The following is a 21,634-nucleotide window of genomic DNA, read 5'->3' on the forward strand; positions in this document are numbered from 1 at the left end:
TCACCCGCCGATACGGGCCCGGGCCCGCCGCAACCGGCGCCGCACCCCGGCGGCGACCTTGATGGGCGCCACCTCCAGGGCGAGGGCCGGGGCCGCTCGCCAGGTGAGCGGTTTGGCGTAGTACGGACGGCCGAAGCGGAACCAGCGGATCCCGGCCAGCCGCCCCAGAGAGGGCACGACGATGGTGCGGCCCTCCAGGACCAGCGTCAGGGTCCAGCGGCCCGCCGCCAGCCGTCCGACGGGCAGCCGGGCGGTGAAGGCGCCGGAGGCGCCGCCCGGTTCGAACCGCGCCGCGACCTCGCGCACCGCGCCCGTCCCGCTCTCGGCGCGCAGCCGCAGCGCCCCGCCGTAGCGGGAGCGGGCGGCGGCCTCGCCGGTCAGCCGCCCGCCGACGATCAGGACGCCCTTCCTGGCGCCGTGCCAGGCGGTCCGGGTCACCCGGCAGGGGGCCTCCCGGGAGGGGGCGTGGGCGACCTCGCCGACGTCGAGCGAGAGATTGCCGTACGGGGTGATGTACGGGACCACCACCACGGGTTCGCCCCGCGGCGTCATGACGGCGCGCCGGGGCGGCCGGACGGCACCGTCCTGCGCTCCCTCTGTGCGGTGGCTGCCGAACCGCACGATGCGGCTGACGCCCTGGGCGCGGACGTCGAGGTAGATGTTCCACAGGCCGCGTGCCAGCGGTGCGCCGCCGTCCGCGGTGGCCGGGTCGATGTCGGCGGTGAAACCGGACGGGTGCGGTGTGGTGGGCACCCGGACCTCGGGCCGGTCGGACTCGTACGCGCGCAGGATGACGTCGGTGCCCGGATCGATCGCGTCGATGCCTTCGATGGCGGCGTGGCCGGTCAGCCGCAGCACTCCGCCGTGCCAGCGCGCCGTATCGAGGCGATGGCGGACCGGCAGCCGGTCCGTGATGTCGAAACAGGCGTCGGGGACGTCGGCGGTGTGGTCGCGGAAGAAGGGGTGGAGCCAGTAGACGCGGCCCTTGTCGACCAGATGGCCGCGGCCCGCGTCCTCCTTGGCGTTGCGCGCGACCGTCAGGACGTCCTCGAAGCGGTCGGTGCGCAGCAGATGGACCAGGAGCCGGTCCGGGGCGTCGATCCGCTGGAAGATGGTGTCGGTCACCCAGGTCCGCGCCCACTCCCGGAACTCGGGGAAGAAGCGCTCGCGCGCGTCCCGTTCGCTCTCGCGGGGCAGCAGCCCCCGCAGCGGGCCGCACAGCTCCCACTCGACGTGGCGGCGCATGATCTGGTCCCGTCGGGGGCCCGGTTCGAGGTAGCGGGCCACGGTCTCGAAGCACAGCCGGATGCCGTCCATGCGGTGGGCGAGGTCGGACGCGGTGAGGGTGAGGTTGCTGCGGTTCTCGCGGTAGCGGACGTAGTAGCAGTCGTAGTCGGCGACGACGGATATGCCGGAGGCGTTGAGGTAGGCGGCCGCGGTGAACGGCTTGTCCTCACAGTTGCGGTAGGGCGGGAAGCGCAGCCGCAGCCGCTCGATGAGGGAGCGCCGGAAGAGCTTCCAGGGGCCCAGGGTCAGATAGGCGTGGGAGGAGAAGATGTCGGTGCGCGGCTGGTTGTGCGAGAAGACGGCCCGGGGCACGGCGCGTCCGCCCACCGAGGCGATCCTGCCGAGCACCACGTCGGTGCCGTTGTCGTCGGCCATGGCCACCATGCGGCGCAGCGCGTCCGGCCCCAGGTAGTCGTCGGAGTCGAGGAAGAACACGAAGTCGCCCCGCGCGCGGTCCAGTCCGGTGTTGCGGGGGCTGCCCGCGCAGCCGGAGTTCGCCTGGTGGACGACGTGCAGTGCGGGGCACGCGCGGGCGAGCCGCTCCAGCTCCTCGCCGGTGCCGTCGGTCGAGCCGTCGTCCACCGCGATGATCTCGATCCGGTCCAGGCCGAGGGTCTGGTCCATCGCGGAGGTGACGGATCGGGTCAGCTCCGGCATGGCGTTGTAGGCGGGAATGATCACGCTGACGCGCGGCGGGCACACTGCGGACGCAGACATGGCGGTTCTCCGGGATCGACGGCCGACGGGATCAGTCGCGGTCGGGGGCGCGGTCGGGGGTCCGGTCGGGAAAGGCGCGGGTGGGCTCCACGGCGTGCGGGGGCAGTCCGCCGCCGTGCCCGGAGGCGAGGTGCCGCGACGGCACCGTACGGCTCTCCGGCCGCCGCTGCGCGACGGGCGGCAGGGGCTGCGCGGTGACGTCCTCGCCCAGCATGAGGGTCCGTACGACGCGCTCCGCCGCGTGCCCGTCGTCGTACGGGCAGAAGCGGGCCCGGAACGCGGCGCGCAGCGCGGCCGACTCGGCGTCGCACCACCGCCCCTCGCGGAACACGGCGACCAGTTCGTCCAGGGTGCGGGCCACCGGGCCCGGGGTCTCGCCGGGGCGGCCCGACAGCAGGTCGAAGTAGACACCGCGCGCGGCCCGGTAGGTGTCCCAGTCGTCCGCGTAGATCACGATGGGCCGGTCGAGCAGGGCGTAGTCGAACATGATCGACGAATAGTCGGTGATCAGCGCGTCGGCGGCCAGGCACAGCTCCTCGATCCGCGGATGGCGCGACACGTCCCGCACCAGCCCCGCCTCGTCCAGTTCGCGCAGCGCCGCCGACGGCCGGTACGAGTAGTGCGCCCGCACCAGGAGCGTGGTGCCCGGGCCCAGGGCGCGGCTGACCCGCTCCAGATCCAGCCGGGGGATGAACCCCTTCTGGTAGTCGCGGATCGTGGGGGTGTAGAGAACGGCGGTGTGGCCCTCCGGGACGCCGAGCCCGGCGCGGGCACGCCGCACGTCGTCCGCGGAGGCCGAGACCAGCACGTCGTTGCGCGGATATCCGTATTCCAGCAGCCGGTAGGAGGCGGGGTAGACCCGTTCCCACACCTCGCTGGAATGCGGATTGGAGGAGAGGGCGACGTCCCAGCGGTCGATGCGCTTGAGGAGGTTCCCGAAGCTCATTCCTCCCGCCGCGGCGGGATAGTGCTGCTGGTCCAGGCCCATGCATTTGAGCGGTGTGCCGTGGAAGGTCTGGAGGTGCACCGTGCCGGGCCGCTTGACGACGTCGTTGGGGAAATTGACGTTGTTGATGAGATAGGCGGCGCGGGCCACGGTCCGGTAGAAGTCCCGGGTTCCGGTGACGACGTAGTCGACGTCCTCCGGAAGCGAGTCGATCTCCGACTTCTTGACCACCCACACCCCGCGGATGTGCGGCGCCAGTTCCCGGGCCTTGTAGTAGATCGCCGCCGGGTTGCAGAGCACTCCGCGGCCCCAGTACGCGCTGTAGACGGCCAGGTTGGGGTCGACCGGGCGCTGCCGGTGGGCCCGGTACAGGGCCCGTTTGCCCCGTACGGCCAGCGCCGCGCGGGCCATCCGCTTGGCCTTGCGGGCCCCCGACACGGCCCGCGTCGCCATCTCGTGCTCCCGGTAGCGGGCGAACGAGCCACGGGCCAGCGCCGCGAAGCGCCACTCGGCCCCGGCGGGCGGCGTGAAGCCGTCCGGGAGGTGGGTGCGGTACCAGGAGGCGGCCCGGCGGAAGAAGCGGGGCCGGTCGGCCGTCGCCACCCGGGAACGGCGGTCCAGGCAGAACAGGAAATGGGAGACGGCCCGTTCGAAGAGCAGGCACCGCACCGGACTCAGGTGCGGATGTTCGTCGAGGAAGGCGAAGAGCCGGGCGTACTGGTCGAATATGACGAAGTGTTTCTCGCCGGGGCTTCCCGTACTGGCCCCGACCCGGCGCTGGCGGTATTCCAGCCCGACCAGATCCACGCAGGCGATGCGCCGCGCGGTCAGCATCGTCAGATACGACAGCAGCGCATCCTCGTAGATTCCCTCGCTGAACGCGAAACCGTGGCCGGTGTAGAAGGCGCGGCGGTAGACCCGGTTGGACGACATCGCGAAGATCCGCAGGAATTCGGGGCGCTCCAGGACGGAGAACACATCGGTGCCCGCCGAGTTCAGCAGCTCCCCGAAGACGCTGGGTGCGCTGCGCCCGGACCAGTAGGTGCGCACATGGTTGAAGTAGAGGATGTCCGGGTCCTCGTTGAGGGCGAGCCGTTCGGCGAGCCCCTCCAGGGTGCCGGGCGCGAGGGTGTCGTCCCCGTCGAGGAACAGCAGATAGTCGCCGGTGGCGTGGTCGACCCCGGCGTTACGGGCCTGGCCGGGGCCGGAGTTGACGGGCTGGTGCACGGGCACCACCCGGCTGTCGCGGGCCGCGCAGGCGTCGATGATGGCGCCGCAGTGGTCCGGCGAGCAGTCGTCGACGGCCACCACCTCCAGGTCGCGGAACGACTGCGTCAGCACGGAGTCCAGGCAGCTCTGGAGATAGCCCTGCACTCGGTAGGCGGCGATGACGATGCTGAAGCGGGGCATGCGGCTCCTCGGGACGCGACGGCGGATCGAGGCGCGAAGCGCTCACTGACTCACCACCGTAGGGTCGTACGTCCTGATATGCCCGATAAGCCCATGGACGGGCGGCCAAGCGGGTGAAGCCGGGGAATCGCTGCGAAGTCATGAACACGGCATCTGTACGATCTTCGAGTCACGTGATCTTCGGGGGAAACAATGACGAATGCCGACCACGCCGTGCTGAGCCCACTGAGGGCGGACGATCCACGGGAGGTCTCCGGCTACCAGCTGCTCGCCAGAGTCGGCGAGGGCGGAATGGGCTCGGTGTATCTGTCCCGTACACGGGGCAACCAACCGGTCGCGCTCAAGGTCATCCGGCGTGAGTTCGCGCAGAACGATGACTTCCGCCGCCGCTTCGAACAGGAAGTCACCGCCGCCCGCCGGGTGCAGGGCTACCACATCGTGCCGGTGGTCGATCATGACACCAGCGGTGAACTGCCCTGGCTCGCCTCCGCTTACGTCCCCGGGCTCGCGCTCGACGACGCGCTCGGCCGTTACGGCCCACTGTCGATGCCCGCGGCGTTCCAGCTCATCGGCTGCACGGCGCAGGCGCTGCACGCGGTGCACGCCGCGTCCGTCATCCACCGCGATCTCAAGCCCAGCAACATCCTGCTGAGTTCGAACGGCCCGTTCGTGATCGACTTCGGCATCGCCCGGGCGGCCGACGCCACCCAGCTCACCCGCAGCGGCGGATTCATCGGCACACCGCAGTACATGTCGCCGGAGCACGCCTTCGGCAAGCCGGTCACCGCGGCCACCGACATCTTCGCGCTCGGCCTGATCGCCGCGGTGGTGGCCACCGGCCGCCACCCGTACGGGGACGGCGCGGGGATCTCCATCGCCGCGCAGATCGCCAACACCGCTCAGCAGCCGCCGGACCTGAGCGGCTATCCGGACGAGCTGCGGCCGCTGCTGGAGCGGTGCCTCGCGGCGGACCCGGAGCAGCGGCCCACGCCCGCCGAGCTGACCGAGCTGTGCCGCCAGGGCGCGGGCCGTGAGCTGCGCGACTTCTCCGGCTGGCTGCCCGCGCCGATCACGGAAGAGATCGCGCGGCGGGAGCGTGCGGCTCAGCAGCCGCCGCGGCCCGCGCAGCCGCCGATGCCCGCCCACACCCCGACTCAGACGCCGACGCAGACGCCCACGTACGCACCCGCTTATGCCCCCACGCAGGCGCCCGCGCCGCCCGCGCACCACCCCATCGCGTCCGCCCCGACACAGGCCGCCGCCCAGCCGTCGCTGGGCGGCTACCCGGCCCCGCCGACGCGGAGCGACAGCGGCCGCGGCAAGGGCCGGATGCTGGCGGTCGGCGGGGGCGCGCTGGCGCTGATCATGGTCGCAGTGGCGGCGTATGTGTTCACCCAGGGGGACGACAACAAGGGCGCGGAGCAGAACAAGGCCGACGGCAAGCACACGGCCCAGCCGCAGCACCCCGACAAGGCCGAAAAGACCCCGAGCCCGAAGGCGTCGGCCCCCTCGTCCGATGCCCCCGCGCCCCGGACCGCCTACACCCCGATCTACCAGAACAAGACCCTGCAACTGCGGGCGCCCGACCACTTCGGCCCGACCACCGACTTCGACCTCGATCAGCCCAAGGTGGACGTCGCCGGGGGCCTCGCCTCCGACGTGCAGGACATCTCCATGTTCGTCAACGAGTTCAGGGCCGGGGAGGCGATGGCCAAGAGCCCCGGCACCACCCCGAAGGAGTGCGAGGAGGCGGTGACGACGGACCCGCTGGAAGACACTCTGGACCCGAGTGATCTGATCGATGAACAGCTCATCGCCAAGGGCGACCGACTGTGCATGGTCACGTCCAGCGGCAATCTCGCGATGCTGAAGATCACCGCCGTCATCCCACCCGAGGACGACTCCGACATCCCCAGCTACAGCACCTCGGTGACGCTCTGGAAGCGCGCCTCATAGCCAACGCACCGTACGCCGAAGGGGCGGTCAGTGGCCGATGGCCACCGACCGCCCTTTCCCGGTGTCTCAGCTATGCGTACGCAGCAGGGTGCGCATCGTCCGCATCGCCACCGACAGGTTCGCCAGGTCGAACGTCTCCGACGACTGGATCTCGTCCAGTGTGGTCCGCGCCCGCTGGAGGATCGCGGCGTTCTTCTGCTCCCAGGCCTTGAACCGCTGCTCCGGCGTCGAACCGCCGTTGCCGACCGACAGGACGTCGGAGGTGAGGGCGGCCTGGGCCGCGTACAGGTCCTCACGGATGGAGACGCGGGCCATGGACTGCCAGCGGTCGGCCCGCGGCAGCTCGATGATGCGGTCCATCAGCTGGCTGATCGACAGCCGGTCGGCCAGGTCGTAGTAGACCTCGGCGACCGCGAGCGGATCCTTGCCGGTGCGGTCCGCGATGGCGACGATGTCCAGCGTCGGGAAGGCGGACGAGAAGCCCGCCACCCGGGTGGCCAGATCGTCGGGGACACCGGCGGCGGTCAGCTCGTCGTGGATGCGCTGGTACCACTCGATGTCGCCGCCGCGCAGCAGCTTGGGCAGCTGCGCCCGCACCGCGGCGACCCGCTCCGCGAAGAAGTCGATCGTCCCGGCCAGCTCCAGCGGCTGCGGCCGGTTGTTGAGCAGCCAGCGGGTGCCGCGCTCGACGAGCCGCCGCGAGTGCAGCCGCATCCGGGTCTGGAACTCGGCGGCGACGACCGTGTCCAGCGACTCGACCTCGTCCCAGATCTCCCCCAGCTCGAAGATCGCCCGGGCCGCGGTCTGGGCGCGCACGACCTCCTCGGTGGAGGCCCCGGTCTCCTCCCGCATGCGGTGCAGGAAGGTCGTACCGGCGGTGTTGACGGTGTCGTTGACCAGCACCGTGGTGATGATCTCGCGGCGCAGCGCATGCCCGTCGACGTGCTCGGGGAAGGTCTGGCGCAGCGCCTGCGGGAAGTAGGCGTGCAGCAGCCGCTGGAGGTACGGGTCGTCGGGCAGGTCCGTGCCGATCAGCTCGTCCGCCACGGTGATCTTGACGTAGGCGAGCAGCACGGCCAGCTCGGGCTGGGTCAGTCCGCGTCCGGCGGTCAGCCGCTCGCGGATGACCCGGTCGGCGGGCAGGAACTCCAGCCCGCGGTCCAGCCGTCCCTCGCGCGACAGCCGGCGCATCAGCCGCTGGTGGGCGTGGAGCAGGCTGGGGGCCTGGGCGCCGGAGATGGCGAGGGCCACGTTCTGCGCGTAGTTGTTGCGCAGCACCAGCGCGCCGACCTCGTCGGTCATCTCGGCCAGCAGCTTGTTGCGCTGCTTGACCGTCATGTCCCCCTCGGTGACCAGCGCGTTGAGCAGGATCTTGATGTTCACCTCGTGGTCGGAGGTGTCCACCCCGGCGCTGTTGTCGATCGCGTCGGTGTTGATCCGGCCGCCGTTGGTGGCGAACTCGATGCGGCCGAGCTGGGTCAGGCCCAGGTTGCCGCCCTCGCCGACGACCTTGGCCCGCAGGTCCTGGCCGTCCACCCGGATCGCGTCGTTGGCCTTGTCGCCGACGTCGGCGTGCGATTCGGTGGACGCCTTCACGTACGTACCGATGCCGCCGTTCCACAGCAGGTCGACCGGGGCCTTGAGGATGGCCTTCATCAGGTCGGCCGGGGTCATCTTGGCGACCTTGGTCTCGATGCCGAGCGCGGCCCGCACCTGCGGGGTGATCTGGATGGCCTTGGCCGTACGGGGGTGGATGCCGCCGCCCGCCGAGATCAGCTCGGTGTCGTAGTCCTCCCAGGACGAGCGCGGCAGCTCGAACAGCCGGCGGCGCTCGGCGTACGAGGTGGCCGCGTCCGGGTTGGGGTCGATGAAGATGTGCCGGTGGTCGAAGGCGGCGACCAGCCGGATGTGCTCGCTCAGCAGCATGCCGTTGCCGAACACGTCACCGGACATGTCGCCGACGCCGACGACCGTGAAGTCCTCGCTCTGGGTGTCGTGGTCCAGCTCGCGGAAGTGCCGCTTGACGGACTCCCAGGCGCCGCGCGCGGTGATGCCCATGCCCTTGTGGTCGTAACCCGCGGAACCGCCGGAGGCGAACGCGTCGCCGAGCCAGAAGCCGTACGACTGGGCGACCTCGTTGGCGATGTCGGAGAAGGTCGCGGTGCCCTTGTCGGCGGCGACGACCAGGTAGGTGTCCTCCCCGTCGTGCCGGACGACGTCCTTCGGCGGCTCGACCTGGCCGCCGACCATGTTGTCGGTGATGTCGAGCAGACCGGAGATGAAGGTCTTGTAGCAGCCGATGCCCTCGGCCAGCCAGGCGTCCCGGTCCACCGACGGATCCGGCAGCCGCTTGCCGACGAATCCGCCCTTGGCGCCGACCGGCACGATGACCGTGTTCTTCACCATCTGCGCCTTGACCAGGCCCAGGATCTCGGTGCGGAAGTCCTCACGCCGGTCGGACCAGCGCAGGCCACCGCGCGCGACCTTGCCGAAGCGCAGGTGCACACCCTCGACGCGCGGCGAGTACACCCAGATCTCGTACGCCGGGCGGGGCGCGGGCAGATCGGGCACGGCCTGCGGGTCGAGCTTGACCGACAGGTAGTCGTGCGGCTCGCCGTTCCCGTTCTTCTGGAAGTGGTTGGTGCGCAGGGTGGCCTTGATGAGGGTGAGGAACGAGCGCAGGATGCGGTCCTCGTCGAGCGAGGCCACCTGGTCCAGCGCCGCGTCCAGCTCCTCCATCAGGGCGTCGGTCAGCTCCAGCCCCGCCCGCTGCCGCTCGGGCGACATCCGGGCCTCGAAGAGGGAGACCAGCAGCCGGGTGGTGTGGACGTTGTTACGGAGGGTGTCCTCCATGTACGACTGGCTGAAGGTGGAACCGGCCTGCCGCAGGTACTTGGCGTACGCGCGCAGCACCATGGCCTGCCGCCAGTCCAGCCCCGCGCCCAGCACCAGCTGGTTGAAGTTGTCGCTCTCGGCCTGGCCGGTCCACACCGCGGCGAACGCGTTCTGGAAGCGCTCACGGGCGTCGTCGGCGAGGGCCTCACCCTCGCGCAGCGGCAGCCGCAGCCCGAAGTCGTAGATCCAGGCGGTGGTCTTGTCCGCGCAGCGCAGCTCGTACGGGCGCTCGTCGACCACCTCGACGCCGAGCGTGTTGAGCACCGGCAGCACGGCCGACAGCGACACCTGGCCGCCCGCCCGGTAGATCTTGAATCGGCGCTCGGCGTGGGCCGCGCCGACCGGCTCGTACAGGCTGAGCGCGAAGTCCTGCTTGCTGCCCTCGGCGGTCAGCCGCTCCACGTGCTGGAGGTCGGCGACGGCGCCGCGCGGCGTGTGGTCGGCCTTGTACCCCTCGGGGAAGGCGTGCTGGTAGCGGCGCAGCAGCTCGGCGGCGCGCTCCTCGCCCACCTCCGACACCAGGGCCTCGGAGAAGCCGTCGGCCCACGAGCGGGCGGCGTCGACCAGCCGGTTCTCGATGCGCTCGACATCGGCGTCGGTCAGGTCGGGCAGCTCCGTACCGGGCTGGACGCGGACCACGAAGTGCAGCCGCGACAGCACCGACTCGGTGTGCAGGGCGGTGAAGTCCACCGGCGGGCGGCCGCTCAGCTCCTCCAGCAGGATGTCGGTCAGCCGCAGCCGCACATCGGTGGTGAAGCGGTCGCGGGGCAGGTAGACCAGCGCCGAGTAGTAGCGCCCGTACTCGTCCTGCCGCAGGAACATCCGCAGCCGGCGCCGCTCCTGGAGGTAGAGCACGCTGGTGACGATCGAGCGGAGCTGGTCGACCGGGGTCTGGAACAGCTCGTCGCGCGGGTAGGTCTCCAGGATCTGGAGCAGGTCCCGGCCGTCGTGGCTGTTGGGCCCGAACCCGGCGCCCGCCAGCACCTCGTCCACCTTGCGCCGGATGACCGGGACCCGGCGCACCGACTCGGTGTACGCGGCGGACGAGAACAGCCCCAGGAAGCGGCGCTCGCCGATCACATTGCCCTCGGCGTCGAACTTCTTCACGCCGATGTAGTCGAGGTACGACGGCCGGTGGACGGTGGCGCGGCTGTTGGCCTTGGTGAGGACCAGCAGCTTGTGCTCGCGGGCCTTGGCGCGGGCGTCGGCCGGCAGCCGATTGAACGACGGCGACACCGGGGCGGCCCCGGTGTGGGCGCTCTCGTCGGTGTCCTGGTGGGCCGGGTCGGACCGCAGGATGCCGAGGCCCGTGCCGGGCACCGCGCTCAGCACGTCCTCCTCGCCACCGGCCTCGGTGGGCGCTTGGGTCAGCTCGTACTCGCGGTAGCCGATGAAGGTGAAGTGGTCGTCGGAGAGCCAGCGCAGCAGCTCACGGGCCTCCTCGACCTCCTGGTCGCGCACCTCGGCGGCCTTGGGCTCCGCGGGCAGCTCCTCGGCCAGCCGCAGCGCCGACTGGCGCATCTTGTCCCAGTCCTCGACGGCCTCGCGGACATCGGACAGGACGCGCAGCAGGTCGGCGGTGATCTGCTTGAGGTCGCCGCGGTCGGTCTCCCGGTCGATCTCGACGTGGATCCAGGACTCGACGACGGCGTCGTGCGGCAGGTCCTCGCGGGCCTTGCGGTCGTACGAGGCGTCCAGCAGCTCGATCAGCTTGCCGGTGATGTCACGGCGCACGACCACCTGCGGGTGGATCACCACATGGATGCCGCGCCCCTGGCGGGTCAGCTCATTGGTCACCGAGTCGACCAGGAACGGCATGTCGTCGGTGACCACCTCGACCACCGAATGGCTGCACGTCCAGCCGTGCTCCTCGACGGTCGGCGTGTGCACCCGAACGTTCGCCGTGCCCTGGGGGCGCGCCTCGGCAAGCCGGTAGTGCGAGAGTGCCGCACCGAAGACGTCGACCGGGTCACGGTCCGCGAGGTCCTCGGGTGGCGTGTGCAGGTAGTAGTGCTGGAGGTATGCGGTCAGGGTCTCCGGGCCCGGGCCCTGTACCGGTGGATGCCCCCCGGCAGGGCTGTTCTCAGCGACCCGGGCGGCCCGTGCGAGCAGCTCGGCCTTGGCTTCGTCCAGCTTGGTCTGCATGTCCTCTGGCTCCTGTCGCGCGCCGTTGCGTGACATAGGTGGCGGTGGCATGACGCCGCGACTCGGGATGTCCGGTCACGTACGACGGTATGCCGGATCGGGAGAAGGCCGCGGCGTACTCGGCCGTAAGTGACCAAGACCCCACGCGGCGTCGACCAGCGACAGCGGCTCCGGCCCGGAGGCGCCCCGGGCTGGGAGCGAGGGCCTCCTTGCCCCCGTGGACTATCGCGCTGATCACGCAGTAAGGCTATCGCTCCTCCCCAGGGGCTCGTCATGAGCCGTTCGTGTACAAAACCCGGCGCCGATGTTTGACGACACCGGACAGCCGGGGAGCGTGCGCCGCCACCCGATGCGCTCTTGGCAAACCTCTGGTGCGGATGCAGGGTGACATCGTCGGTGGTAAGCGTGGAAACGTGGAGGTGGGCGGCATGAGCAGCACGGCTGCGACTGCGAAGATCCTGCTGGTGACCGGGGACGCGGCCGAGTCCCTGGAGGTGCTCTACCCGTACCAGCGCCTGCGCGAGGAAGGCTACGACGTACACATCGCGGCCCCCTCCCGCAAAACGCTGCGCTTCGTGGTGCACGACTTCGAGGAGGGCTACGACACCTACACCGAGAAGCCCGGCTACAGCTTCCCCGCCGACCTCGCCTTCTCAGAAGTCGACCCGGGACAGTACGCCGCCCTGGTGATCCCGGGCGGCCGGGCCCCGGAATACCTGCGCAACGACCCGGAGCTGCGCAAGATCTGCAAGGCGTTCTTCGACGCCGACAAGCCGGTGGCACAGATCTGCCACGGCCCGCTGCTGACGGCGGCGGTCGGCGCGCTGACCGGGCGGCGGGTGACCTCGTATCCGGCGCTGGAGCTGGACATGCAGGCGGCGGGGGCGACGTTCCAGGACACGGAGGTCGTGGTGGACGGCACGCTGGTGTCGTCGCGGGCGTGGCCGGACCATCCGGTGTGGATGCGGGAGTTCCTGGCGGTGCTGCGGACGAAGGCGCCGGTGGTGTGAGCGCTTGGTGCGGCTGACAGTTTCTGATATCTGTCAGCCGCTACCTGCCAGCTGATACCTGCTAGCTGATACCCGCTGACTGTCAGCCGTCAGCTGCTGGCTGCCAGCTGATAGCCGCTAGCTGTCAGCCAGCGCCTCGGCCTCTCGTACGGCCTCCTCCAGGGTGTCGACCACCGGCACCCCGGCGGACAGCAGACTGGCCCGGCTGTGCGAGCCGCCCGTGTAGAGCACCGCCCGAGCCCCCACGTGCTGGGCCGCCACCGCGTCGTCCACCGCATCGCCGATCACCACGACCCGCTGCGGCGGCACCCTCTCCAGCGCGGCGAGGTGCCGCACCATCTGCTCGGCCTTGCCGGTGGTGCTCTCCCCGATGCGGCCGTCCACGCGGACGAAGTGGCGCTCGATGCCGTGCGTACGCACCAGGGGCATCAGGTTCTCGTGCGGCGCCAGCGAGCACAGCGACTGGGTGAGCCCCGCCGACTGCCACTCCACGAGCAGCTCCCGGGCGCCGAGCGCCAGCCCCGCGCTCTCGGCCAGCGCCCAGTAGTGCCGGTGGAAGGCCTCGTCCATGACCTCCCACTCCTCGTCGGTGGGCAGCCGCCCCATCAGCCGCTCGTAGAAGAGCGGGACCGGTACGCAGTACAGCTCCCGGTAGCGCTCCAGCGTGATCGGCGGCAGGCCGATCTCCCCGAACGAGGCGTTCGTCGCCTGGATCACGACGTCGATGTCGTGGAAGAGCGTGCCGTTCCAGTCCCACACGATGTGCGTCACGTGGTTCGTCCCCATCCCTCGACGGTAAGGCCTACTCGATGAGATTGGGGATCTCCTGGGTGGCGTACCACATCAGCTCGTGGTCCTCCGCGCCGTCCACCGTGAACTGCGCGTCGTCGTCCCCGAGGTCCGCCGCGCCCAGCGCGTCGGCCGCCGCGGCGACGTCCCGCTCGGCGTCGTCGGCGTCCAGGTGCACCGCCGCGGCCTCGGCCAGCCGTACGGCGGCGGCGATCCGCACCTCCCCCAGCGCGGACTGGTCCAGCCCCCGGTCCGGATCGGCGACCGCCTGCCCGTCGGGCACGTCCAGGGCCACCACCACGCGCCGCCGCGGCACCTGCCGGTCCACGGCGAGCAGCCGCAGGGACGCCTGCGCGGCCCGGCTGAGCGCGGCGTACTCCAGCTCCTCGATGTCGTCCGACACGTACCACTCGCGCAGCGCGGGCGTCACGGCATACGCGGTCAGCGGTCCCGGCCCCAGTTCTCCCGTCTTGTGCGCCTCGGCGAGACCGGAGAGAGTCAGGGGGACGTAGACGCGCATGGGCCGCCGCTTTCACGAGACATCAGGTCCCGCCAGCATACGTTCGGCGCTGCCGCTTTGAGGGCTTCGATTCACGTCCGGCCGCCTCAGCGGCGTGGTTGCCCGAGGGCACCGGGCTTTCGCACGACGGCTCGCGGAGGCCCAGCCGAGCGCGCAGGCCCCGACGCCCGGACCGCGGCAGCTCGGTCAGCCGGGGCTGCCGGTCCCCGTTCGGGGTATTTCCGGGGGCCTGCGGGCCGGGGCTCGTCCGCCGTCCCGTATGCCGCCACCAGTCCTTCCACCGGATCGATTCCCCCGGATAGGTGAAGGCCCCGGCCGGGTCCGGGCGCCCGGTGACGGGCGTTGCGGGTGGTGGAAACGCGTCGGTAGAAGTCTCCCCGACAGGAAGCTACTGCCCGGTATTTCCCGGGCCCGGCAGAGACGGCGAGACGCATGCACGAGATCACCCGGACGACGACGCGGACCGACCGGGGCGCGGCGGGCACCGCCGCACGGCGCCGGAGCGGTGGGGCCGGGGGCCGTGGCGGGCCGCCGGGGCGCCGCGATTCCCGGCGGCCGGGCGGCGCCACCGTACGGCGGCCGGACAGCGCGCCCGGCGGCGCGACCGGCGGCGCGACCGCCTTACGGCCCGGCGCCCACACCTCACCCGGCCCCCACACCGCGACGCGGCCAACCGGCGGCGGCCCGGCCCGGCGCGCGGCGACCGTCTCGCGTACGGCCGCCCTCGCCGCCGTACAGCGCGAGCGGGACCGGCTGCCCCACTACTGGTTCGCGCACCGGCTGCTGCTCACCCTCAGCGGCCAGCGCCCCGTCCACACCCTGCTCGGGCACGCCCTCCCGGACGCCTACGACCAACTGATCGCGCTCGCGCCCCGAGCACCACTGCGTCCCGCCGCCGGGTGCGCCGCACCCGTCGTACGGCGCTGCGGGGAGTACCGGCCGCGGCACGGGGTGATCGAGGCGTTCGCCCGGGTCGCCTCGGCCGACCGACTCAGCGCGCTCGCGTTCCGGCTGGAGCTGGGCGCCGACGCCCGCTGGCGCTGCGCCGCCGTCGACCTCGGCCCGCTGGTCACATGAGAAGGCCGGGGCACCGTGCGGTCGCACGGTGCCCCGGCCTTCTCGCGTAACTCCGCTGCGCGCTACTTCTTACGGCGGCGGCCGCCCTTGTTGGCCTTGCGCCGCTCCGCGCGGGTCAGCCCGTCGGCCTCGGAGCGCGGCGCGGGCGGGGTCTCACCGTTGGTGAAGTCGCCTTCCACGATGCCGCCCTCGCCATCGACCGTCGGGGCCGAGAAGTGCAGCCGGTCCGGCCGCTGGGGGGCCTCCAGGCCCTTGGCGTGGATCTCGGGACGCCCCGAGGACGCGCCCGCCGGGACCGCGTCCTGCACGTCCTTGTCCAGCGTGGCCTTGGCCTCCGCGTCCTCGACCGGAACCTCCTCGACCTGCTGCTCGACCTGGACCTCCAGGTTGAACAGGTAGCCGACCGACTCCTCCTTGATCCCCTCCATCATGGCCTGGAACATGTCGAAGCCCTCGCGCTGGTACTCGACCAGCGGGTCCTTCTGGGCCATCGCGCGCAGCCCGATGCCCTCCTGGAGGTAGTCCATCTCGTAGAGGTGCTCGCGCCACTTGCGGTCCAGCACGGACAGCACGACGCGCCGCTCCAGCTCGCGCATGATCTCGGAGCCGAGCTGCTCCTCACGGGCCTCGTACTGCTGGTGGATGTCGTCCTTGATGGCCTCGGCGATGAACTCGGCGGTGATCCCGGCGCGGTCGCCGGTCTCCTCCTCCAGCTCGTCGACGGTCACCTCGACCGGGTAGAGCTGCTTGAACGCGCCCCACAGCCGGTCCAGGTCCCACTCCTCGGCGAAGCCCTCGACGGTCTCCGCCTGGATGTACGCGTCGATCGTGTCGTCCATGAAGTGGCCGACCTGCTCCTGGAGGTCCTCGCCCTCCAGGACGCGGCGGCGCTCACCGTAGATGACCTCGCGCTGCCGGTTGAGGACCTCGTCGTACTTCAGGACGTTCTTACGGGTCTCGAAGTTCTGCTGCTCGACCTGCGACTGGGCGGAGGCGATGGCGCGGGTGACCATCTTGTTCTCGATCGGCACATCGTCGGGAACGTTGGCCATGGCCATCACGCGCTCGACCATCTGCGCCTTGAACAGCCGCATCAGGTCGTCGCCGAGCGAGAGGTAGAAGCGGGATTCGCCGGGGTCGCCCTGACGGCCGGAACGGCCGCGCAGCTGGTTGTCGATGCGGCGCGACTCATGGCGCTCGGTGCCCAGCACATACAGCCCGCCGAGGTCCTTGACCTCCTCGAACTCGGCCTTGACCGCGGCCTCGGCCTTCTCCAGGGCGGCGGGCAGCGCGGCCGCCCACTCCTCGGAGTGCTCCACCGGGTCGAGACCGCGCTGGCGCAGCTCGGCCTCGGCGAGGTCGTCGGGGTTGCCGCCGAGCTTGATGTCCGTACCACGGCCGGCCATGTTCGTCGCGACCGTGACGGCGCCCTTGCGGCCCGCCTGGGCGACGATCGTCGCCTCCCGGTCGTGCTGCTTCGCGTTGAGCACCTCGTGCGGCACTCCGCGCTTGGCGAGCTGCTGCGACAGGTACTCGGACTTCTCCACGGAGGTGGTGCCGACCAGGACCGGCTGGCCCTTCTCGTGCTTCTCGACGATGTCCTCGACGACCGCGTCGAACTTGGCGACCTCGGTGCGGTAGATCAGGTCGGACTGGTCGACACGGGCGAGGGGGCGGTGGGTCGGGATCGGGACGACGCCCAGCTTGTAGATCTGGTGGAACTCGGCGGCCTCGGTCATCGCCGTACCGGTCATGCCGGAGAGCTTGTCGTAGAGGCGGAAGAAGTTCTGGAGGGTGATCGTGGCGAGGGTCTGGTTCTCGTCCTTGATCTCCACCTGCTCCTTCGCCTCGATCGCCTGGTGCATGCCCTCGTTGTAGCGGCGACCGGCGAGGATACGGCCGGTGTGCTCGTCGACGATCATGACTTCGCCGTCGATGACGACGTAGTCCTTGTCCTTCTTGAACAGCTCCTTGGCCTTGATGGCGTTGTTCAGGTAGCCGACCAGCGGAGTGTTGACGGACTCGTACAGGTTGTCGATGCCCAGCCAGTCCTCGACCTTGGTGACGCCGGACTCGTGGATGCCGACGGTGCGCTTCTTCTCGTCGACCTCGTAGTCCCCGGTCTCCTCCTGCCCCTTCTGGAGGTTCGCCGCCTCGCCCCGGGTCAGCCGGAGGACGAGCTTGGCGAAGTCGCCGTACCACTTGGTGGCCTGGTCGGCCGGGCCGGAGATGATCAGCGGCGTACGGGCCTCGTCCACGAGGATCGAGTCGACCTCGTCGACGATCGCGAAGTTGTGGCCGCGCTGCACCAGCTCGTCCTGCGACCACGCCATGTTGTCGCGCAGATAGTCGAAGCCGAACTCGTTGTTGGTGCCGTAGGTGATGTCGCACGCGTACTGCTCGCGGCGCTGCGCCGGGGTCATGTTGGCGAGGATGCAGCCGACCTCGAGGCCGAGGAACTTGTGCACCCGGCCCATCCACTCGGAGTCACGCTCGGCCAGATAGTCGTTGACCGTGATCAGGTGGACGCCCTTGCCGGACAGCGCGTTCAGATACGCCGGCAGGGTGCCCACCAGGGTCTTGCCCTCACCGGTCTTCATCTCGGCGACATACCCGAGGTGCAGCGCGGCACCGCCCATCAGCTGGACGTCGTAGTGACGCTGGCCGAGCACCCGCTTGGCCGCCTCGCGCACGGTCGCGAACGCCTCCGGCATCAGGTCGTCGAGGCTTTCGCCGTCGGCGTACCGCTCCTTGTACTCGTCGGTGAGGGCACGCAGCTCGGCGTCGGAGAGCGACAGGAAGTCCTCTTCGATGGAATTGACCTGGTCCGCAATGCGGTGCAGCTTGCGCAGGATCTTTCCTTCGCCTGCACGCATGAGCTTGTTGAAGACGGACACGTAGGCTGGCTCCTTGCCGGTCGGGCCTGGCACGGTTGTGGGGTGCGCTGGCGCGGCATTGTCAAGGGGCACAAGCCCCGCCGCAACGGCCATCGTAAGACAGACCCCGCCTGGCCGGGAGGTCCGTCACCACGCGGGCCGAGTGTCACCACACCGTGTCAACGCGTGAGAGGTCGCCGGGGTGCCCCCGAATTCACCAAAACCAGTCGCGGCCCCGCGCGGCGGCGGCCCAGACTCTCGTCATGGAGCCCGTCACCCTCACCACCGAGCGACTCGTCCTGCGCCCCTTCCGGCCGTCCGACGCCCCGGCGGTCCACGCCGCCTGTCAGGACCCGGACATCCTGCGCTGGACCACCGTGCCCGCTCCGTACGAACGCGCACACGCCGAGGACTTCGTCCGGCGGACCTGCCCGGAGGGCTGGCGGAACGACAGCACCTATAACTTCGCGCTGGTCACCAAGGGGGAGGACGCGCTCATCGGGGCCATGGGCCTGGTACGGCTGGCCCGGCTGCACAGCCCCGAGCGCCAGGCCGAACTGGGCTACTGGACGGTACGGGAACACCGGCGGCGCGGCTACACGGGCGAGGCGGCGCGGGCGGTGGCCGAATGGGCGTTCACCGGGCTGGGCGTGGAGCGGCTGGAGTGGTGCACGGAGGCCGGGAACGAGGCGTCCCGGGCGGTCGCGCTCGCCGTGGGCTTCCGGATGGAGGGGACGGACCGGGCGCGGATCGTCCGCGAGGGCACCCGGCGGGACGCCTGGCGGGGCGCACTGCTGCCCTCCGACTTCGGCCTGCCCTCGACCACGCCGTACCTCCCGGCCCCCGCCGCGAACCGGGTCTGACCGCGTGGCCCCACGGGTCGGGGGCGTTGTCAGTGGTCGCCACTACGGTGGCGCGCATGACGAATCCCGCCACCGGGTCCATCGCGGACCAGAAGCCCGAGGTCAGCCTGTCCGCCGACGAGGCGCGCCGGATCGCGCTGCGCGCCCAGGGGCTCCTGGGGGCGCCCGACCGGCGCGGCGGGGTGCGCGGCGTCCTGCGCCATCTGGGCGCGGTGCAGCTGGACACGATCTCGGTGCTTGCGCGCTCGCACGAGCTGATTCCGTACGCACGGCTGGGCGCGGTCGGCCGCACGGCGGTCGAATCGGCGTACTGGAGCGACACCCACGCCTTCGAGTACTGGTCGCACGCGGCGTGCGTGCTGCCGATCGAGGAGTGGCCGCACTTCGCGTTCCGCCGCCGCGCCTACCGCGCCCGCCCGCACTGGCACCACGAGCTGCCGCCGGGCGCGTACGAGAAGGTGGTGGCGCAGCTGCGCGCCGAGGGCCCGCTGACCGCGACCGAGCTGGGCGGCGCCAAGAACGGCGGCCCGTGGTGGGACTGGTCGGCGGCGAAGGTCGCGGTCGAGCGCGCGCTGACGTACGGCGAGGTGGTGTGCGTGGAGCGGCGCGGCTGGAAGCGGGTGTACGACCTGGCGGAGCGCGCCGTGCCGGACGCACTGCTGCACGACGACCTGGACGACACCGAGTGCCTGCGGCGGCTGGTGCGGCTCGCGGGGCAGTCCCTCGGCGTGGGCACCCGGGCGGACCTCGCGGACTACCACCGGCTCAAGGGGGAGCAGGTGGACGCGGTGATCGCGGACTCGGGGCTGGTGCCGGTGACGGTCGCGGGCTGGGACAAGCCGGCCTGGGCGGATCCCGAGGCGCTGGCCACCACCCCGCGCGGACGGCACCGCACGACCCTGCTGTCGCCCTTCGACTCCTTGATATGGGACCGGGCGCGCACCGAGCGGATCTTCGGCTTCAGCCATCGGCTGGAGGCGTACGTGCCCCGGCCCAAGCGGGTGTACGGCTACTTCGCCATGCCGCTGCTTTCGGGCGGGCGGCTGCTCGGCCGGGTCGATCCGGCCCGTGAGGGGACCACGCTGGTGGCCCGGCAGGTGTCTCTGGACACCCCGAAGGCCGTGGCGCCGATGGCCGAGGCGCTGCGCGAGGCGGCCGGGTGGGTGGGCTGCGACGCGGTGCGGATCGAGCGGGTCAACCGCCCGGAGCTGGCCGCACCGCTGGCTGCCGCGGTCCGCTGACCGCGGCCCGGCTCACCTGCCGCTCATCCGCTGCCGTTCACCTGCCCGCTCACCTGATTTCGAGGATCTTCTCCCGCATCGCGTAGACCACGGCCTCCATCCGGGAGTGCAGCTGAAGCTTCTCCAGGATGTTCCGGACGTGGTTCTTCACGGTGTTCTCGCTGATGAACAGCTCCTTGGCGATGTCGCGGTTGTTCATGCCGGTGGCCACCAGCTTCAGCACCTCCAGCTCACGGTCGGTGAGCCGGGGCGCCGGCACCAGCCGCCGCTCGTCGGTGCGCTGGATCATCGACTTGAACTCGGTGAGGAGCTTGGCCGCCATCGACGGGCTGATCTGCGACTGGCCGTCGGCCACCGCGCGAATCGCGGTCGACACCTCGTCGGTCGAGATCTCCTTGAGCAGATAGCCGGTGGCGCCCGCCTTGATCGCGTCGTAGAGGTCGGCCTCCTCGTCGCTGATCGTCAACATGATGATCTTGGCGCTGGGGGCCACTTCCTTGATCGACGTGCATGCCTCGATCCCCCCGCGCTTGGGCATGCGCACATCCATCAGGACGATGTCCGGCAGCAGATCCGCCGCCTTGTCCACGGCCTCGGCGCCGTCCCCGGCCTCACCGACGACCTGAATGTCCTCCTCCTGGGCCAGGACGATCTCCAACCCACGCCGGAAGAGGGCGTGGTCGTCCACTACGAGGACCCGAATCGGCTCCTTGCGCGGCTCGCCGCGCGGCTCGCCCCTGTCCGGCCCCAGGCGTTGGTCATCGCCTTCGTCGGACACGGGCCCGAAGCTGTCCGCCATCGTTCCTCCCCCTGAAGGCCATGGCCCTTGCGGTCTGCACTCTGCGGTGCACGGTGCTGTACGGCGTCAACCAGTCGTTTCCCCATGCCGGTTGGCCGTCGAGCCATGATTTCATGCCCGGACCGGCCACGGGACCGCGCGGCGCATACGCCGCGCGATCCCGCTCACTCTCTGTGCGCCCGCCCAGAAGCGGTCGAGCCTCAGGTGGTCTCAGGCGCCGAGTGCGCCGCCGGCGCCACCGGGCTCCTCCCCGGCGAACGCCTCCGGCTGAAGATGAATGACCCCGTAGTCATAGCCGTGCCGCCGGTAGACGACGCTGGGCTGGCTGGTGTCGGAGTCGACGAACAGATAGAAATCGTGCCCGACCAGCTCCATCTCGTAGAGAGCCTGGTCGAGCGTCATCGGGACCGCGGCGTGGGTCTTCTCACGGACCACGAGGGGGCCTTCACCCTGAACTTCCAGGGGTCCCATCCGGGTCGTCGGAACAGTGTCCGACGGGGTGCGCTGGGCGGCGATCTCACCGTGCCCGTTGATCCGTGCCGCATTGGGCACCGTGATGGCCACGTCGCTGGCCGGAATGCGACCGTTGCCACGGCGGGTGTGGCGCTTGTCGTGCTGCTTGCGCATCCGCGCTTCCAGCTTGCCGGCCGCCAGGTCCAGCGCTGCGTACGGATCGGCCGCCGCGGCCTCCGCCCGAATGACCGGGCCGCGGGAGCGAAGGGTGATCTCCACACGGTCGGACCGGTCGGCCTGCCGCGGATTGTGCTCCTTGGACACCTCGACGTCGAGGCTGATCACCTTGCCGTCGAGCTTCTGGATCTTATCCAGCTTCAGCTTCTCGGCCACGTGCTTCCGGAACCGCTCGGGCACCTCTGTTTTACGGCCCTTGACGACGATGTCCACGCAGAACTCCGTTCCCGGGTCGCTCCGGATGATCCACCGGAGCTCATCCCTTGTGCACTAGGCTCCGGCGTCTTCCGGAGCCACCGGCTTGGCGGCTTTCACCTCTCCTTCCCACGGGGAACAACTCCACCCCGTTTCGGTCTACGGCTCACGAGAAAGCACGCAAAACACGCCAAGCGGATTTGTGAGTCATAGCACCT

Annotated in this window: 13 protein-coding genes; 5 read left to right on the plus strand and 8 right to left on the minus strand. The window is 70.7% G+C overall.

Annotated features, from left to right (window positions below):
* Together HYQ63_RS17435 and HYQ63_RS17440 are read right to left on the minus strand one after the other, a co-directional pair.
* Positions 1-2,004, minus strand: coding sequence for a glycosyltransferase family 2 protein (locus tag HYQ63_RS17435; protein ID WP_179934787.1), 2,004 nt, complete (start codon positions 2,002-2,004; stop codon positions 1-3).
* Positions 2,005-2,035: 31 nt separating this feature from the next.
* Positions 2,036-4,360, minus strand: coding sequence for a bifunctional glycosyltransferase/CDP-glycerol:glycerophosphate glycerophosphotransferase (locus HYQ63_RS17440; protein ID WP_179934788.1), 2,325 nt, complete (start codon positions 4,358-4,360; stop codon positions 2,036-2,038).
* A 192-nt stretch (positions 4,361-4,552) separates the two neighbouring features.
* On the opposite strand from HYQ63_RS17440, the gene HYQ63_RS17445 reads away from it, so the two are divergent.
* The gene (locus HYQ63_RS17445; protein WP_179934789.1) at positions 4,553-6,316 is read left to right on the plus strand and encodes a serine/threonine-protein kinase; all 1,764 of its coding nucleotides are present in this window, start codon (positions 4,553-4,555) and stop codon (positions 6,314-6,316) included.
* Positions 6,317-6,382: 66 nt separating this feature from the next.
* Here HYQ63_RS17445 and HYQ63_RS17450 read toward each other — a convergent pair whose 3' ends face one another.
* On the minus strand, positions 6,383-11,356 hold the full coding sequence (locus tag HYQ63_RS17450) for an NAD-glutamate dehydrogenase (protein WP_179934790.1): 4,974 nt from the start codon (positions 11,354-11,356) through the stop codon (positions 6,383-6,385).
* A gap of 428 nt (positions 11,357-11,784) precedes the next feature.
* On the opposite strand from HYQ63_RS17450, the gene HYQ63_RS17455 reads away from it, so the two are divergent.
* Positions 11,785-12,366, plus strand: a complete 582-nt coding sequence (locus tag HYQ63_RS17455; protein WP_179934791.1) for a DJ-1/PfpI family protein — start codon at positions 11,785-11,787, stop codon at positions 12,364-12,366.
* A 117-nt stretch (positions 12,367-12,483) separates the two neighbouring features.
* Here HYQ63_RS17455 and HYQ63_RS17460 read toward each other — a convergent pair whose 3' ends face one another.
* Both HYQ63_RS17460 and HYQ63_RS17465 read right to left on the minus strand, forming a co-directional pair.
* Positions 12,484-13,152 (minus strand): HAD family hydrolase, encoded by a 669-nt coding sequence (locus tag HYQ63_RS17460; protein WP_179934792.1) that lies wholly within the window; start codon positions 13,150-13,152, stop codon positions 12,484-12,486.
* A gap of 16 nt (positions 13,153-13,168) precedes the next feature.
* On the minus strand, positions 13,169-13,675 hold the full coding sequence (locus tag HYQ63_RS17465) for a hypothetical protein (RefSeq protein WP_179934793.1): 507 nt from the start codon (positions 13,673-13,675) through the stop codon (positions 13,169-13,171).
* Positions 13,676-14,107: 432 nt separating this feature from the next.
* On the opposite strand from HYQ63_RS17465, the gene HYQ63_RS44745 reads away from it, so the two are divergent.
* Positions 14,108-14,752, plus strand: coding sequence for an Rv3235 family protein (locus HYQ63_RS44745; protein WP_257231913.1), 645 nt, complete (start codon positions 14,108-14,110; stop codon positions 14,750-14,752).
* A gap of 62 nt (positions 14,753-14,814) precedes the next feature.
* Here the strand turns inward: HYQ63_RS44745 and secA are convergent, their stop codons facing one another.
* Positions 14,815-17,649, minus strand: coding sequence for a preprotein translocase subunit SecA (gene secA / locus HYQ63_RS17475; protein ID WP_179934794.1), 2,835 nt, complete (start codon positions 17,647-17,649; stop codon positions 14,815-14,817).
* A gap of 242 nt (positions 17,650-17,891) precedes the next feature.
* On the opposite strand from secA, the gene HYQ63_RS17480 reads away from it, so the two are divergent.
* Both HYQ63_RS17480 and HYQ63_RS17485 read left to right on the plus strand, forming a co-directional pair.
* A complete protein-coding gene (locus tag HYQ63_RS17480) occupies positions 17,892-18,491 on the plus strand; it encodes a GNAT family N-acetyltransferase (RefSeq protein WP_179934795.1) in 600 nt (199 codons plus the stop codon).
* Positions 18,492-18,547: 56 nt separating this feature from the next.
* A complete protein-coding gene (locus HYQ63_RS17485; RefSeq protein WP_179934796.1) occupies positions 18,548-19,732 on the plus strand; it encodes a winged helix-turn-helix domain-containing protein in 1,185 nt (394 codons plus the stop codon).
* 49 nt (positions 19,733-19,781) lie between these two features.
* Here HYQ63_RS17485 and HYQ63_RS17490 read toward each other — a convergent pair whose 3' ends face one another.
* A complete protein-coding gene (locus HYQ63_RS17490; RefSeq protein ID WP_009717426.1) occupies positions 19,782-20,531 on the minus strand; it encodes a response regulator transcription factor in 750 nt (249 codons plus the stop codon).
* 210 nt (positions 20,532-20,741) lie between these two features.
* Positions 20,742-21,434 (minus strand): ribosome hibernation-promoting factor, HPF/YfiA family, encoded by a 693-nt coding sequence (hpf, locus tag HYQ63_RS17495; RefSeq protein WP_039941767.1) that lies wholly within the window; start codon positions 21,432-21,434, stop codon positions 20,742-20,744.
* Positions 21,435-21,634 lie beyond the last annotated feature (200 nt).

Source organism: Streptomyces sp. Rer75 (genome assembly GCF_013414305.1).
GTDB classification, from domain to species: Bacteria; Actinomycetota; Actinomycetes; order Streptomycetales; family Streptomycetaceae; genus Streptomyces; species Streptomyces himastatinicus.